At 67.2% G+C, this 13696-nt stretch carries 14 protein-coding genes and 1 tRNA gene; 11 read left to right on the top strand and 4 right to left on the bottom strand.

What is annotated here, in order from left to right; translation table 11 throughout:
- Nucleotides 1-73 precede the first annotated feature (73 nt).
- Together GONAM_RS14095 and GONAM_RS14090 are read left to right on the top strand one after the other, a co-directional pair.
- Nucleotides 74-1246 (top strand): LLM class flavin-dependent oxidoreductase, encoded by a 1173-nt coding sequence (locus GONAM_RS14095; RefSeq protein ID WP_006867426.1) that lies wholly within the window; start codon nucleotides 74-76, stop codon nucleotides 1244-1246.
- Nucleotides 1243-2580 carry an NtaA/DmoA family FMN-dependent monooxygenase gene (locus tag GONAM_RS14090; protein ID WP_006867425.1) on the top strand — a complete coding sequence of 446 codons (1338 nt, stop codon included), beginning with the start codon at nucleotides 1243-1245 and terminating at the stop codon, nucleotides 2578-2580. The genes GONAM_RS14095 and GONAM_RS14090 overlap by 4 nt, the downstream gene beginning before the upstream one ends.
- Nucleotides 2581-2635: 55 nt before the next feature.
- Here GONAM_RS14090 and GONAM_RS14085 read toward each other — a convergent pair.
- Together GONAM_RS14085 and fabG are read right to left on the bottom strand one after the other, a co-directional pair.
- Nucleotides 2636-2710, bottom strand: a tRNA-Gln gene (locus tag GONAM_RS14085).
- 123 nt (nucleotides 2711-2833) lie between these two features.
- Nucleotides 2834-3589 (bottom strand): 3-oxoacyl-ACP reductase FabG, encoded by a 756-nt coding sequence (gene fabG / locus GONAM_RS14080; protein ID WP_006867424.1) that lies wholly within the window; start codon nucleotides 3587-3589, stop codon nucleotides 2834-2836.
- Between the two features lie 279 nt (nucleotides 3590-3868).
- Here fabG and glmU point away from each other — a divergent pair, with 279 nt between their 5' ends.
- Entirely contained in the window at nucleotides 3869-5353 is a 1485-nt protein-coding gene (gene glmU / locus GONAM_RS14075; RefSeq protein ID WP_040536501.1) for a bifunctional UDP-N-acetylglucosamine diphosphorylase/glucosamine-1-phosphate N-acetyltransferase GlmU, read from the top strand.
- 72 nt (nucleotides 5354-5425) lie between these two features.
- Entirely contained in the window at nucleotides 5426-6403 is a 978-nt protein-coding gene (locus tag GONAM_RS14070; RefSeq protein ID WP_006867422.1) for a ribose-phosphate diphosphokinase, read from the top strand.
- Between the two features lie 77 nt (nucleotides 6404-6480).
- On the opposite strand, the gene GONAM_RS14065 is transcribed toward GONAM_RS14070, so the two are convergent.
- A complete protein-coding gene (locus GONAM_RS14065; protein ID WP_006867421.1) occupies nucleotides 6481-7449 on the bottom strand; it encodes an AraC family transcriptional regulator in 969 nt (322 codons plus the stop codon).
- Between the two features lie 235 nt (nucleotides 7450-7684).
- On the opposite strand from GONAM_RS14065, the gene GONAM_RS14060 reads away from it, so the two are divergent.
- From GONAM_RS14060 to GONAM_RS14040, 5 genes are all read left to right on the top strand, one after another.
- Nucleotides 7685-8254: a flavin reductase family protein gene (locus tag GONAM_RS14060; protein WP_006867420.1), complete on the top strand. Its 570-nt coding sequence runs from the start codon at nucleotides 7685-7687 to the stop codon at nucleotides 8252-8254.
- Between the two features lie 49 nt (nucleotides 8255-8303).
- Nucleotides 8304-9938 carry a 4-hydroxyphenylacetate 3-hydroxylase family protein gene (locus GONAM_RS14055; RefSeq protein ID WP_006867419.1) on the top strand — a complete coding sequence of 545 codons (1635 nt, stop codon included), beginning with the start codon at nucleotides 8304-8306 and terminating at the stop codon, nucleotides 9936-9938.
- Nucleotides 9939-9991: 53 nt separating this feature from the next.
- Nucleotides 9992-10870 (top strand): catechol 1,2-dioxygenase, encoded by an 879-nt coding sequence (gene catA, locus GONAM_RS14050; RefSeq protein WP_006867418.1) that lies wholly within the window; start codon nucleotides 9992-9994, stop codon nucleotides 10868-10870.
- A gap of 88 nt (nucleotides 10871-10958) precedes the next feature.
- Nucleotides 10959-11300: an arsenate reductase (glutaredoxin) gene (arsC, locus tag GONAM_RS14045; RefSeq protein ID WP_006867417.1), complete on the top strand. Its 342-nt coding sequence runs from the start codon at nucleotides 10959-10961 to the stop codon at nucleotides 11298-11300.
- Nucleotides 11301-11431: 131 nt separating this feature from the next.
- Nucleotides 11432-11782: a VOC family protein gene (locus tag GONAM_RS14040; protein WP_006867416.1), complete on the top strand. Its 351-nt coding sequence runs from the start codon at nucleotides 11432-11434 to the stop codon at nucleotides 11780-11782.
- Here the strand turns inward: GONAM_RS14040 and GONAM_RS14035 are convergent.
- Nucleotides 11761-12216, bottom strand: coding sequence for a limonene-1,2-epoxide hydrolase family protein (locus GONAM_RS14035; protein WP_040536498.1), 456 nt, complete (start codon nucleotides 12214-12216; stop codon nucleotides 11761-11763). The genes GONAM_RS14040 and GONAM_RS14035 overlap by 22 nt on opposite strands.
- 239 nt (nucleotides 12217-12455) lie before the next feature.
- Between GONAM_RS14035 and GONAM_RS14030 the strand changes: the two genes are divergently transcribed.
- Both GONAM_RS14030 and pth read left to right on the top strand, forming a co-directional pair.
- Nucleotides 12456-13079 carry a 50S ribosomal protein L25/general stress protein Ctc gene (locus tag GONAM_RS14030; protein ID WP_006867414.1) on the top strand — a complete coding sequence of 208 codons (624 nt, stop codon included), beginning with the start codon at nucleotides 12456-12458 and terminating at the stop codon, nucleotides 13077-13079.
- Nucleotides 13080-13107: 28 nt separating this feature from the next.
- Complete coding sequence (gene pth, locus GONAM_RS14025; RefSeq protein ID WP_040536524.1) at nucleotides 13108-13674, top strand: aminoacyl-tRNA hydrolase; 567 nt, start codon at nucleotides 13108-13110, stop codon at nucleotides 13672-13674.
- Nucleotides 13675-13696: the final 22 nt, after the last annotated feature.

The following is a 13696-nucleotide window of genomic DNA, read 5'->3' as shown; positions in this document are numbered from 1 at the left end:
CGTCGTCGACCGGGGCGTTCGTGGCGAGGACGGGTTGTATCGCGCCCGAGCACACCGACGAGACGGAGGACCGATGAGCGACCCCCTGCACGTGGCAGTCGCCCTGGACCAGACCGGGTCCCATCCCGGTTCGTGGCGGGCACCCGGCGCACGGCCGGGCGAACTGACGACAGCGGCCTATTGGCAGTCACTGATCGCCGTCGCCGAGACCGGGCTCCTCGATCTGGTCACGTTCACCGACGCGTTCGAACTGCATCCGGGGCCGCCGCGGACCGACCGGGCCGCCGGCCGGCTGGATTCGCTGCTGCTGGCCTCCCGGCTCGCACCGACGACCGGGCGCATCGGTCTCCTCCCCACCGCCACGGCGACGCACACCGAGCCGTTCCACGTGTCGAAAGCGGTCGCCACCCTCGACTTCGTCAGCGGAGGCCGCGCCGGTGTCGTACTGCGCACGACGCCCGATCCCGACGAAGCCGCGCTGTTCGGCCGGCGCCGGTTCCCCGACGACCCGGCCGTGCTCGCCGAACTGGCCGATGAGGCGTCCGACTTCGCGACGGTTCTCCGCCTGCTGTGGGATTCGTGGGAGGACGACGCCGAGATCCGTGACGTCACCACCGGACGGTTCGTCGACCGGGACAAGCTGTACTACATCGACTTCCGCGGCACGCAGTTCTCCGTCCGTGGCCCGTCGATCACGCCGCGCCCGCCCCAGGGGCAGCCGATCATCGCCACGACCGCCGCACATGCCGCCGATCTACCGGTCATCGGTCGCGTCGCGGACCTCGGGTTCATCGCCCCTCGTGACGTCGACGACGCCGCGCGCGCCGTCACCGCAATCACCGAGGCGCACCGCGCCGCCGGACGCAGGAACGACGATCCCGCCATCGCGCTGGTGGATCTGTTCGTCGTCCTCGGCGACTCTCGTCGCGAAGCGTGTGAACGACTCGCACAGCTCGACGAGTGGGCCGGTTCGCCGTTCACACCCGACATCGTCCCCGTCGTCGGAACCCCGACGGACCTGGCCGACGAGATCGAACAGTGGTTGTCGGTCGACGGCATCGGCGGGGTCCGGCTGCATCCGGCGGTCCTGCCCGACGACCTGCACGCGATCGCCCGGGATGTGGTGCCGGAACTGCAGCGTCGCAACCTGTTCCGAGAGGCCTACGACGGTCGCAGCCTCCGCGGCCGCTTCGGCCTGCCCCGCCCGATCAACCGTTTCACCACCGGAAAGGCCGGAGTCGCATGAGCAAGCAGGTTCACCTCGCCGTCCACTTCCCCGGCGTCAACAACACCACGGTCTGGAGCGATCCCGCGTCCGGCAGTCAGATCGAGTTCGACTCCTTCGTCCGTCTCGCACAGACCGCCGAGCGCGGGAGGTTCGACTTCTTCTTCCTCGCCGAGGGACTCCGGTTGCGGGAGCAGAACGGGTTGATCTACGACCTGGACGTCGTCGGCCGCCCCGACACGTTCAGCGTGCTCTCAGCGCTCGCCGCGGTCACCGAACACCTCGGCCTCACCGGTACCATCAACTCCACCTTCAACGAACCCGTCGACGTCGCACGGCAATTCGCGACTCTCGACCACCTGTCCGGAGGTCGTGCCGCCTGGAACGTGGTGACCTCGTGGGACGAGTTCACCGGCGAGAACTTCCGCCGCGGCGGCTACCTGCCGGAAGACCAGCGCTACGCCCGCGCCAAGGAATTTCTCGACGCCGCTGCGGTGCTGTGGGATTCGTGGCGCGACGACGACATCGTCGCCGACAAAGAGTCCGGCCGGTTCCTTGCGCGTGATGATGCCGGTGAATTCGAGTTCCGGAGTCCGCAATTCGACATCCGCGGGCACTTCGCCGCACCGCGACCGCCACAGGGCCGACCGGTCATCTTCCAGGCCGGCGACTCCGACGAGGGTCGCGAGTTCGCGGCTGCCACTGCCGACGCGATCTTCTCGCGCCATGCCACCTACGACGCCGGCCGCTCGTTCTATAACGACGTCAAGCGTCGGCTGTCAGCCTATGGGCGTGAACCGGAGGAGTTGCTCGTGCTGCCCGCCGCGACCTTCGTCGTCGGCGACACCGACTCGCAGGCAGCCGAACTCGCCCACGAGGTCCGGCTACAACAGGTGAGCGGGCAGACGGCGATCAAGTTCCTCGAGCAGCTGTGGAATCGCGACCTCTCCGATCACGACCCCGACGGTCCACTGCCACAGGTGGATCCGGTCCCCGGTGAGAACACCGTCGCCAAGGGCCGGGCGAGCGTCCGCATGCATCGCGACCCCGTCGCCACCGCCCGCGAATGGCGCGACCTCGCCGAGGCCAAGAACCTCACCACCCGCGAACTCATCATCGAGGTCACCGGACGTCAGTCCTTCGTCGGAGCACCGGACACCATCGCGCACACCATCAACGACTTCGTCCAGAACGACGTCGCCGACGGATTCATCCTGGTCCCGCACATCGTTCCCGGCGGACTCGACCGCTTCGTCGACGAGGTGGTGCCGGTGCTGCAGGAGCTGGGCGTGCATCGCACGGAGTACGAAGGGACGACGCTTCGGGACAACCTGGGATTGGCGCGGCCGGCCTGAGCGCTGAAGAGCTCCCCCACTGGCACATGTGGTGGCTCCCCCCTGGGACATATGGTGGCTCCCCCACCAGGACTCGAACCTGGAATGCCTGAACCAAAATCAGAAGTGTTGCCGATTACACCATGGGGGAATACTGCGCTGACGATTGTGCCACAGGCCAGCGGCGCGGCGACCCGGGCACTCTCGTCAGCAAGACCTCGTCTCGACGCCGCGACTTCGATCGAGGTCGCGACGTCGAGACGACGTCTGGAGATCAGTCCTTCGGACCGCCGGCGACGTAGACGACCTGACCGGAGACGAAGCCCGCACCCTCGCTGATGAAGAACGACGCCGTGTGGGCGATGTCCTCGGGGACGCCGACGCGGTTCACCGGGATCTGAGCGGCGGCGGCCTTCTTGAAGTCCTCGAAGGGCACGCCGACGCGCTCGGCGGTGGCGGCGGTCATCTCGGTCTCGATGAAACCGGGGGCGATGGCGTTGGCGGTGACGCCGAACTTGCCCAGCTCGATGGCCAGGGTCTTGGTGAAGCCCTGCATGCCGGCCTTGGCGGCCGAGTAGTTGACCTGGCCGCGGTTGCCGAGAGCCGACGTGCTCGACAGGTTGACGATGCGACCCCAGCCGGCGTCGACCATGTACTTCTGGGCCGCCTTGGTGACGTTGAAGGCACCGCGCAGGTGGACGGCCATGACGGCGTCCCAGTCCTCGACGGTCATCTTGAACAGCAGGTTGTCGCGGGTGATGCCGGCGTTGTTGACCACGACGGTCGGTCCACCGAGCTCGGCGGCGACCTTCTCGACGGCGGCCTGGACCGACGCGTCGTCGGCGACGTTCGCGCCGACGGCGATGGCCTTGCCACCCTTGTCGGTGATGGCCTTGACGGTGTCCGCGCAGGCGTCGGCGTCGAGGTCCAGGACGGCCACGGCCAGGCCGTCGTCAGCGAGTCGCTTGGCCACGGCAGCACCGATACCCCGTGCCGCACCGGTGACGATCGCGGTCTTCTGCGTGCTCATTCATACCTCCGTTGGTCAGGTGTGCGGGCCGGTCGACCGGCCCGCGCTGGTCCGCTCCCCGTCTGCGCGTCGACACCGAACGCCCGAGGCGCGCCGATCGAACGCTCGGGGAAACGCGGTCCCCTGTGTTCTATCAGGTGACGTCCGAGGACGTGTGTTGCATCACGTGACAGCGCCGCATTCAGCGGGAATCGGAGCGGCGCGTTATCAGAACCGCAGTACCGGTGCGTAGGATCGCACCCGACGTGAACACCGATGAAGGAAGAGGGTGGGCATTCGATGTCGGGAACGTCGTCATCTGTGGCCGTGATCGTGCTGGCCGCGGGTGCCGGTACCCGGATGAAGTCCAAGACCCCCAAAATCCTCCATACGATTGCCGGCCGATCCCTCTTGGGTCACTCGCTGCACGGCACCTCGGGCATCGATCCCGAGCATCTCGTCGTCGTGGTCAGCCATGAGCGTGAGCGGGTCTCCGCAGCGGTCGCCGACCTCGCCACCGCACTGGGCCGCGAGATCGCGATCGCCGAGCAGGACGAGCCGCGCGGCACCGGCGACGCCGCGCGCGTCGGACTCACCGCACTCCCCGACGACTTCGACGGAACCGTCATCGTCACCGCCGCCGACGTCCCACTCCTCGACGCCGACACCCTCCGCGGCCTCATCGAGACCCACACCGCCGACGGCGGCGCCGCGGTCACCCTCACCAGCTTCATCGCCGACGACCCGACGGGTTACGGGCGCATCATCCGCGCCGACGACGACTCGGTGCGCGCGATCGTCGAACACAAGGACGCAACCCCCGAACAGCGCGCCATCACCGAGGTCAACGCCGGTGTCTACGCCGTCGACGCCACCGCACTGCGGGACGGGCTCTCGAAGCTGTCGACCGACAACGTCCAGGGCGAGTTCTATCTCACCGACATCGTCGAGATCGCGCGTGACGCAGGCCAGGCCGTTCGCGGGTTCACCGTCGCCGATCCCGTCCTGGTCGCGGGATGCAACGACCGCGCGCAGCTCGCCGACCTCGGTGCCGAGCTCAACCGCCGGATCATCCGACGCCATCAGGTCGACGGCGTCACCGTCGTCGACCCGGCCACCACCTGGATCGACGTCGACGTGACGATCGAACCGGATGTGCGGATCGAACCCGGCACACAGCTCCACGGCCGTACCCACATCGCCGCCGACGCGGTCGTCGGACCCGACACCACGCTCACCGACGTCACGATCGGCGAGGGCGCCCACGTCATCCGCACCCACGGCAGCGAGGCCGTCATCGGCGGCGACGCCTCGGTCGGCCCGTTCGCCTACTTGCGCCCGGGCACCGTGCTCGGCGTCGCGGGCAAGATCGGCACCTTCGTGGAGACCAAGAACTCGACGATCGGCGACGGCTCCAAGGTGCCGCACCTCACCTACGTCGGCGACGCCACCATCGGTGAGCACACGAACATCGGGGCGTCGAGCGTCTTCGTCAACTACGACGGCGTGAACAAGCACCGCACGGTGATCGGCGACCACTGCCGCACCGGCTCGGACAACATGTTCGTCGCCCCGGTGAGCATCGGCGACGGGGCATATACCGGCGCCGGAACCGTCGTGCGGCAAAATGTACCGCCGGGAGCCCTCGCGGTCTCGGCGGGAACACAACGTGTCATCGAGGACTGGGTCGTGCGCAAGCGGCCCGACACGGCGGCGGCACAGGCAGCCATCGAGGCACTCGGCAACGCCTCTGCGGCACGCGACAAGGACCCCGGGCCCGCCTAGCGGACCCGAGAACCCCGCCGTTCGCGGCGGGGAGCCCAACCGATCGAAACCGAAACGGACAGAAGAGTTTTCATGACCTGGACCACCGACAACCAGAAGAACCTGATGCTGTTCTCTGGTCGTGCCCACCCCGAACTGGCTGAAGCGGTCGCCGACGAACTGGGCATCAAGGTGACCCCCCAGACGGCACGCGACTTCGCCAATGGCGAGCTGTTCGTCCGTTTCGAGGAGTCCGTCCGCGGCTCGGACGCGTTCGTGCTGCAGAGCTGCCCCTACCCGCTGAACCAGTGGGTCATGGAAGCCCTGATCATGATCGACGCGCTCAAGCGCGGTTCGGCCAAGCGCATCAGCGTGATCCTGCCGTTCTACCCCTACGCCCGCCAGGACAAGAAGCACCGCGGACGCGAGCCCATCTCGGCCCGCCTCATCGCCGATCTGCTCAAGACCGCGGGCGCCGACCGCATCATCACGGTCGACCTGCACACCGATCAGATCCAGGGCTTCTTCGACGGTCCGGTCGACCACATGCACGCCCTCGGCCAGCTCGCCGGCTACGTCTGCGACAACTACGGCACCGACAACGTCACCGTCGTGTCGCCGGACTCCGGTCGTGTGCGCGTCGCCGAGAAGTGGGCCGACGCCCTCAGCGGCGCTCCCCTGGCCTTCATCCACAAGACCCGTGACCCGCTGGTTCCCAACCAGGTCAAGTCGAACCGCGTGGTCGGTGAGGTCGAGGGACGCACCTGTGTCCTGATCGACGACATGATCGACACCGGCGGCACCATCGCCGGCGCGGTCCGCGTCCTGAAGGAGGCCGGTGCCGGCGACGTCATCATCGCCACCACCCACGGCGTCTTCTCCGATCCGGCCGCCGAGCGTCTCGCCGGCTGCGGCGCCAAGGAGGTCATCGCGACCGACACGCTGCCCATCCCGCCCGAGAAGCATTTCGAGAACCTGACCGTCCTGTCGATCGCCCCGCTGCTCGCGCAGACGATCCGCGAGGTCTTCGAAAACGGTTCCGTCACAAGCCTGTTCGACGGCATCGCCTAGCCTTCACGGTTTCACCCACACCGCGCCCGGATGTCCCCACGGACATCCGGGCGCGGTGTTTTCGACTGTGCGCCGCCCTAGGCCCCGGCCATCCGCCGGGTCTCCGACGGCGCGACCCCGTACTTACGTCGGTAGGCGGCGGCGAAGCGGCCGGTGTGCATGACGCCCCAGCGGGTGGCGATGTCGGTGACGGTCGAGGTCCCGCCGCAGGTCAGCAGGTCGTTGTGGATGCTTTCGAGCCGGACGTCGAGCACGTACTCCATCGGGCTCATCCCCACGCATTCGCGGAAACCCTGCTGCAGGCGGCGAGCGCTGACCGCGCCGATCTCAGCCAGTTCACCCACCGTCCACGGCCGTGCCGGGTCGGCGTGGATGGCGTCGATGACGCGCTTGACCATGCGCGGCCGGGTACCGGCCAGCGGATCGTCGGTGTCGGGTAGTGCCGCGAGAACCAGTGCGGTGGTGAGCATTCCGCCGAGCTGCTCGGCCATGCGCGGGTTGCGCAGCAGGATGCTGTCACACTGCGCGACCTGTTGGCGCGCCGACCGCAACAACCCAAGCCACTCCGCGCCGGCGCCGCGGCGGAGATCGAGTTGGCTGCTCAGCGACCGGCCGGGGCGACCCGCGATCCGGTCGATCTCGCGCTGCAGATAGTCGCGTTCGACCTTGAAGCCGATGATCTCGCACGTCTTGCTCCAGTTGGTGATCACCGTGGGGGTGTCGGGCGGGTTGAGCGTTGCCTGACCCGGTTCGGAGACGATCGACCGGCCGTCGGTGACCGAGGCGATGCTGCCGGACAACGGGATGTTGATCGCCCACGCCCCTGGATGGTCGGAATCGATCGAGACATCCGCGCCGAAGCCTATCCGCGCGATCACCGTCGAGCCGATGGCCGTGGATTCCAGTCGATAGTGCGAGGCGTCGTCACGGGACAGCGGGCGCAGCTCATGCGGAAAATACGCATCCGCGACGACCTCATGGACCTCGTCCCAGTCCGCGATCCCCGACCCCACGACGCGACGAGGTGTCGGTGTCTGCTGCGACATCGATCCCCCGGCGCGGTCGGTCCCCGAAGCAAGTGGCTCTGCCCTCACGAGCTCCAGCGTAACTGTGACTGCCATCACTTCCAGCGGCCTGGAGCGATCCAACTCGCATCGTTGCGCACATCGGATCAGCCCTTCGCAATGCGGATCGACGGGATGTGACCGCGGTCATACGTTTGGTCGCACCGCCACACCAGACACCCCACCAGCCACTGCCAGAGCAAAGGAGCTGATCCCCATGGACCAACGCACGATGCGCAACATCTTCGGACAGTTCGCCACCGGCGTCACCGTCATCACCTGCGCGAACGACGAGGGCACACCGCACGGCGCGACCGTCACCGCGTTCACCCCGATCTCGATCGAGCCCCGCCTCTGCCAGGTCACGCTGACCCGTAAGTCGAAGGCCTGCGGCTACCTCGACGCCGCGCCGTTCGCGGTGAACATCCTCAAGTCGGATCAGCTCGACACCGCCATGCACTTCGCCGGCAAGCCGCAGGAACACGGGCCGGAATGGAGCTCGGACTGGCTCGTCCCCGCGCTGGCCGACAACGCCGCGACCCTGATCTGCAACCCCTGGGCGTCCTACGACGGCGGCGACCACGTCATCTACGTCGGCGAGATCGTCGACGCCCACGTCGACACCGACGCCGAGCCACTCCTGTTCTACCGCAGCAAGTTCCACGACCTCGGCGAGACCTCCGGTGCCGCCGCGTACTGCGGCAGCCTCGACGACCCGCACAGCCGCTGGTTCGACGCGACCGCCCGGTTCACGCCGACCTGCGTGCCGCTCTCTGCCGTTTCCTGATCCCGCCCACCGACCGCACCACAGCCGTACAACAGAAGTGAGGACCACCATGACCGCAATCGACATCGCTCCCGACACCGAGACCACCGAGGCGACGACTGTCGACCGCTCGAAGGTGAACGTCGCCGCCGACAGCGAGGCCAACCGCACCGAGAACTTCGCCTCCAAGCCGATGACCGGCGACGAGTACATCGAGTCGCTGCGCGACGACCGCGAGATCTGGCTCAACGGTGAGCGCGTCAAGGACGTGACCACCCACGAGGCCTTCCGCAACCCGATCCGGATGACGGCGCGCCTCTACGACGCGATGCACGACCCGGCGACGAAGGACAAGGTCACCGCGCCCACCGACACCGGCAACGGCGGCGTGACCATGCCGTTCTTCCGCGCACCGAAGTCGGCCGACGACCTGCGCGCCGACCGCGACGCGATCGCCACCTGGGCGCGGATGACCTACGGCTGGATGGGCCGCAGCCCCGACTACAAGGCCAGCTTCCTCGGCACCCTGCACGCCAACTCCGAGCTGTACGCGCCGTTCCAGGCCAACGCCGAGCGCTGGTACAAGGAGTCGCAGGAGAAGGTCCTGTACTGGAATCACGCGATCATCAACCCGCCGGTCGACCGCCAGCTGCCGCCGGACGAGGTCGGCGACGTGTTCATGAAGGTCGAGAAAGAGACCGACGCCGGCCTCATCGTCTCCGGTGCCAAGGTGGTCGCGACCGGTTCGGCGATCACCAACTACAACTTCATCTCCCACTACGGCCTGCCGATCAAGAAGAAGCAGTTCGCCCTCATCTGCACCGTCCCGATGGATGCCCCGGGCGTCAAGCTCATCTGCCGCTCGTCGTACACCCAGCAGGCTGCCGTCATGGGCACCCCGTTCGACTACCCACTCTCGAGCCGCATGGACGAGAACGACACCATCTTCGTCTTCGACAAGGTGCTCGTGCCCTGGGAGAACGTCTTCATGTACGGCGACGTCGACAAGATCAACGCCTTCTTCCCGCAGTCCGGCTTCCTCCCCCGCTTCACCCTGCAGGGTTGCACCCGTCTCGCGGTCAAGCTCGACTTCATCGCCGGGCTGCTCCTCAAGGCGCTCGACTGCACCGGCGCGGGTGGGTTCCGCGGCGTGCAGACCCGCGTCGGAGAGGTCATCGGCTGGCGAAACCTGTTCTGGTCGTTGAGCGATGCCATGGTCAACAACCCCGAGCCGTGGATCGGCGACACGGTCATCCCCAAGCTCGAGTACGGCCTGACCTACCGGATGTTCGCCCAGCAGGGCTACCCGCGCGTGAAGGAGATCATCGAACAGGACGTCGCCTCCGGTCTGATCTACCTGCCGTCGAGCTCGGCGGACTTCAAGAGCCCCGACGTCCGTCCGTACCTGGACAAGTACGTCCGCGGTTCCGACGGCATCCTCGCCGTCGATCGCGTGAAGGTCATGAAGGCACTGTGGGATTCGATCGGCAGCGAGTTCGGCGGCCGCCACGAACTCTACGAGCGCAACTACGCCGGCAACCACGAGGGCGTGAAGGCCGAGCTGCTCATGTTCGCCGACGCCCGCGGCACAGTCGGGGAGATGAAGGGTCTCGCCGAGCAGTGCCTGTCCGAGTACGACCTCGACGGCTGGACGGTCCCGGACCTCATCGGCAACGACGACGTCAGCTACTTCGGCAACCGCTGAGGCTTTCTCGCACAGCTCTTCTCGAATACACAGCTTTCGAACCAGGAGACACCATGACCACCATCGAACGACCCCCGGCCCCCGTCGAGTCCCCCAGCGTCGACTCGCCGACCGCCGCCGGTTCCGGCAGCGCCGCCACCGCAGCCTTCGCCGGCCACCGGTTCACCGCCGACACCTCGCCGGAACGCTTGTCGGCCATCGCATCCGAGGCCTTCGCCGGTTTCAGCGCGTTGATCGACAAGTACGAGATCACCTACGACGAGTACCGGGTCCTCAAGCAGTGGCTCATCGACGTCGGCGAGGGTGGTGAGTGGCCGCTACTGCTCGACGTGTTCGTCGAACACGACATCGAAGAGGTCAACTCGCGGAAGTACTCGGGCACCAAGGGAAGCATCGAGGGTCCGTACTACCTCCCCGACGCCCCGCTGCTGCCCGCTCGCTGCACCCTCCCCATGCGCAGTGTCGACGCCCGTGAGACGCCGTTGGTGATGCACGGCCAAGTCACCGACCTCGACGGCAACCCGATGGCCGGTGCGACCATCGAGATCTGGCACGCCGACGCCGAGGGCTACTACTCGGGGTTCGCGCCGCATCTCCCGGCTTGGAACCTGCGCGGCACCGTGGTCACCGACGGTGAGGGACGCTACGAGATCACCACTATCCAGCCCGCGCCGTACCAGATCCCGACAGACGGACCGACCGGCAAGTTCATCGAGGCCGCCGGCTGGCACCCGTGGCGACCTGCGCACCTGCACCTGCGGGTGGCCGCCAAGGGTCGGCATCCGATCATCACCCAGCTGTACTTCACGGGTGGGGACTGGCTCGACGACGACGTCGCCTCGGCGACCAAGCCGGAACTGCTGCTCGACCCGAAGCCCGACGCCGCCGGCCGGAACGTCGTGCAGTACAACTTCGCACTCGACCCCGAGTAGCGATCCCACCCGCAGAACGGGTGCGCGAGCGGTCCGGGTTCTCCCCCTCTGGAGCCCGGACCGCTTTGCGCTGGGTACGGTGTCTTTCGTGGACGCGACGATCTATCACAACCCGAAGTGCTCGACCTCGCGCAAGGCGCTGCAGGCACTCCGCGACGCCGGTATCGAACCGACCGTCGTCAAGTACCTCGACGATCCCTACACGCGCGAACAACTGGTGCAGCTGCTCGCCGACGCCGGGCTGACCCCCGCGCAGGCCGTGCGTAAGCGCGAGGCCCTCTACAAAGAGCTCGATCTCGCGTCGGCCGACGACGAGGCGATCCTCGACGCGATGGTCGAACACCCGATCCTCGTCGAGCGCCCGATCGTGGTGACAGACAAGGGGACCCGCATCCCGCGGCCGTTCGAGAAGCTCGACGAGATCCTCTGAAGGGGCGTCGGTCCCGGATGAACGGGACCTTGGTCGCGTCGGCCTGCGGAAGGGCGGCCGATGTGTACAGCTCTGTGCCAGAACGCGATTGAGGGTTCCGGTGGCCCTCGGGCGCGGTTAGCATCGGCTACATGAGCTACGAAGCGAAGATGATCATCCTGTCCACCGAAAACCTGGACGAGTCGATCAAGTTCTACACCGAGACGCTGGGCATGGCGCTGAAGTTCCGCGACGGCGCCCACTTCGCCGCGCTCGACGGCGGTCCGGTGACGATCGCGCTCGCCACCGCGGTCGACCACCCGATCCCCGGCAAGGTCGTCGTCGGCATCAAGACCTCCGACGTCGACGCCGCGGCAAAGGCGATCGAGGCCGACGGCGGCGCCATCGTGAAGGGCCCGTACGACGACGCGCACGAGCGCCGTGCCGTGGTGTACGACAACCAGGGCAACGGACTCGTGTTCTACAGCCCGCTCAACCGCTGAGCGGGTATCGGCAGCGGCTTCTGCACCGACGGCAGGGCAAGCGCGGCAATTCCGCGCAGCAGGCCCTTCGCCATGTCGAAGTAGTCGAAGTAGTCGCGCCACACCACGATCCGGCCCTCACGGACCTCGAAGCGACCGCACACCCAGAACTGCAGATGCAGCCGCCCGAAACGCAGTTCGTCGACGCGTTCGGTGAGCACGACACCCGCGTCGTCGGAACTCACGTTGAGCATCCGGTAGTTGAACCCCACCCACGACTTCTTCGCGACACCGCCGAGCACACCGGCCACCTTGCGCTTGCCGTGAATGGTCGGCAGCGAGACGTTGGTGTACGCGATGTCGTCGTCGATGGTGTCCAGCGCACCTGCGATGTCCTCGCGCGCGAATGCGTCGAGCAGGGCCGTCACGATCTCGATCGGGGTCTGTGAGGTCATGGCTGCCCAGTATGCCGGGACGATGCTCGCTGCGGGACGCGATGTGACATCTCGGCAGGTCATCGACTATCCTTGCTCCCGTTGTCTCGGCGAGGGTGACCAAGTCACCGTGATCGGCGCGACCATCGCAGTCTCCTCGGAGCCCCCACGCGGCCCGGTGGGTGTCCGCGGTCGGTATCCGTGCCCGTTGCTCGTCGCGACGGACGAACGACCGCAACCACTGATCAGAGGAGATCACCATGGCTACTCAGGCCTCGAAGCTGGCTGTCACCACCCGTACCGAAAAGGGCAAGGGCGCCGCTCGTCGCGCTCGCCGCGAGGGCAAGGTTCCCGCCGTGCTCTACGGCCACGGCACCGACCCGCAGCACCTGCACCTCCCGGCCCGCGACTTCGCCGCGATCCTGCGTAACAACGGCCTGAACGCCATCATCGATCTCGACATCGAGGGCACCAGCCAGCTCGCGCTCACCAAGCAGGTCGACGTCCACCCGATCCGCAACTACATCGAGCACGCCGACCTCCTCATCGTCCGCCGCGGCGAGAAGGTGACCGTCGAGGTCGCCATCGTCGTCGAGGGTGACGCCGCACCGGGCACCCTGGTCGTCTCCGACGCCAGCGTCGTCGAGGTCGAGGCCGACGCTCTGTCGATCCCGGAGCAGGTCGTCGTCAGCGTCGAGGGCGCCGAGGCCGGCACCGCCGTTCACGCCTCCGATCTGGACCTGCCGGAGGGCGTCACCCTGATCGCCGATCCGGAGACCCTGATCGTCGCCGTCAACGAGGCACAGGCCGCGGCCACCGAGTCCGACGCCGACGCCGAAGGCACCGAGGACGAGGCTGCCGAGGCTCCCGCGGAGTCGGAGTAATCCGACCCCCGACTGCTCTGCACGAGTGGTGAAAATTATTGTCGGACTCGGTAATCCCGGGTCCAGGTACGAGAAGACGAGGCACAACGTCGGCGCGATGGTCGCCGACGGCCTCGTCGACTCGGCAGGCGAGCGCTGGAAGGTTCACAAGAAGTCCGGTGCGGAGGTCGCCGAGGTTCGCCTCGGCGGCCAGTCTGTTCTCGTGGCCAAGCCACGCGTCTACATGAACGAATCCGGCCGGCAGATCGGTCCGCTGGCCAAGTTCTATTCGGTCGCGCCCACCGATCTCATCGTCATCCACGACGAGCTCGACATCGATTTCGGTCTCGTGCGCCTCAAACGCGGCGGCGGCGAGGGCGGCCACAACGGGTTGCGCTCGATCAGCCAGGTCATGGGTACCCGCGATTACCTGCGTGTGCGGATGGGCATCGGTCGTCCGCCCGGGCGTCAGGATCCCGCCGACTTCGTGCTCAAGCCGTTCCCGTCCGCCGACCGAGCCGAGGTCGAGCTGATGATCCGCAACGGCTGCGACGCCGTCGAACTCCTCGTCTCCCAGGATCTCGAGAGCGCACAGAACACCGTGCACGCCTGGTAGTCCCAGCTCCCTGAGGTGCAAG

This window comes from Gordonia namibiensis NBRC 108229 (assembly GCF_000298235.1).
Taxonomy (GTDB): domain Bacteria; phylum Actinomycetota; class Actinomycetes; order Mycobacteriales; family Mycobacteriaceae; genus Gordonia; species Gordonia namibiensis.
This window is presented reverse-complemented; position numbering and strand designations above follow the sequence as displayed.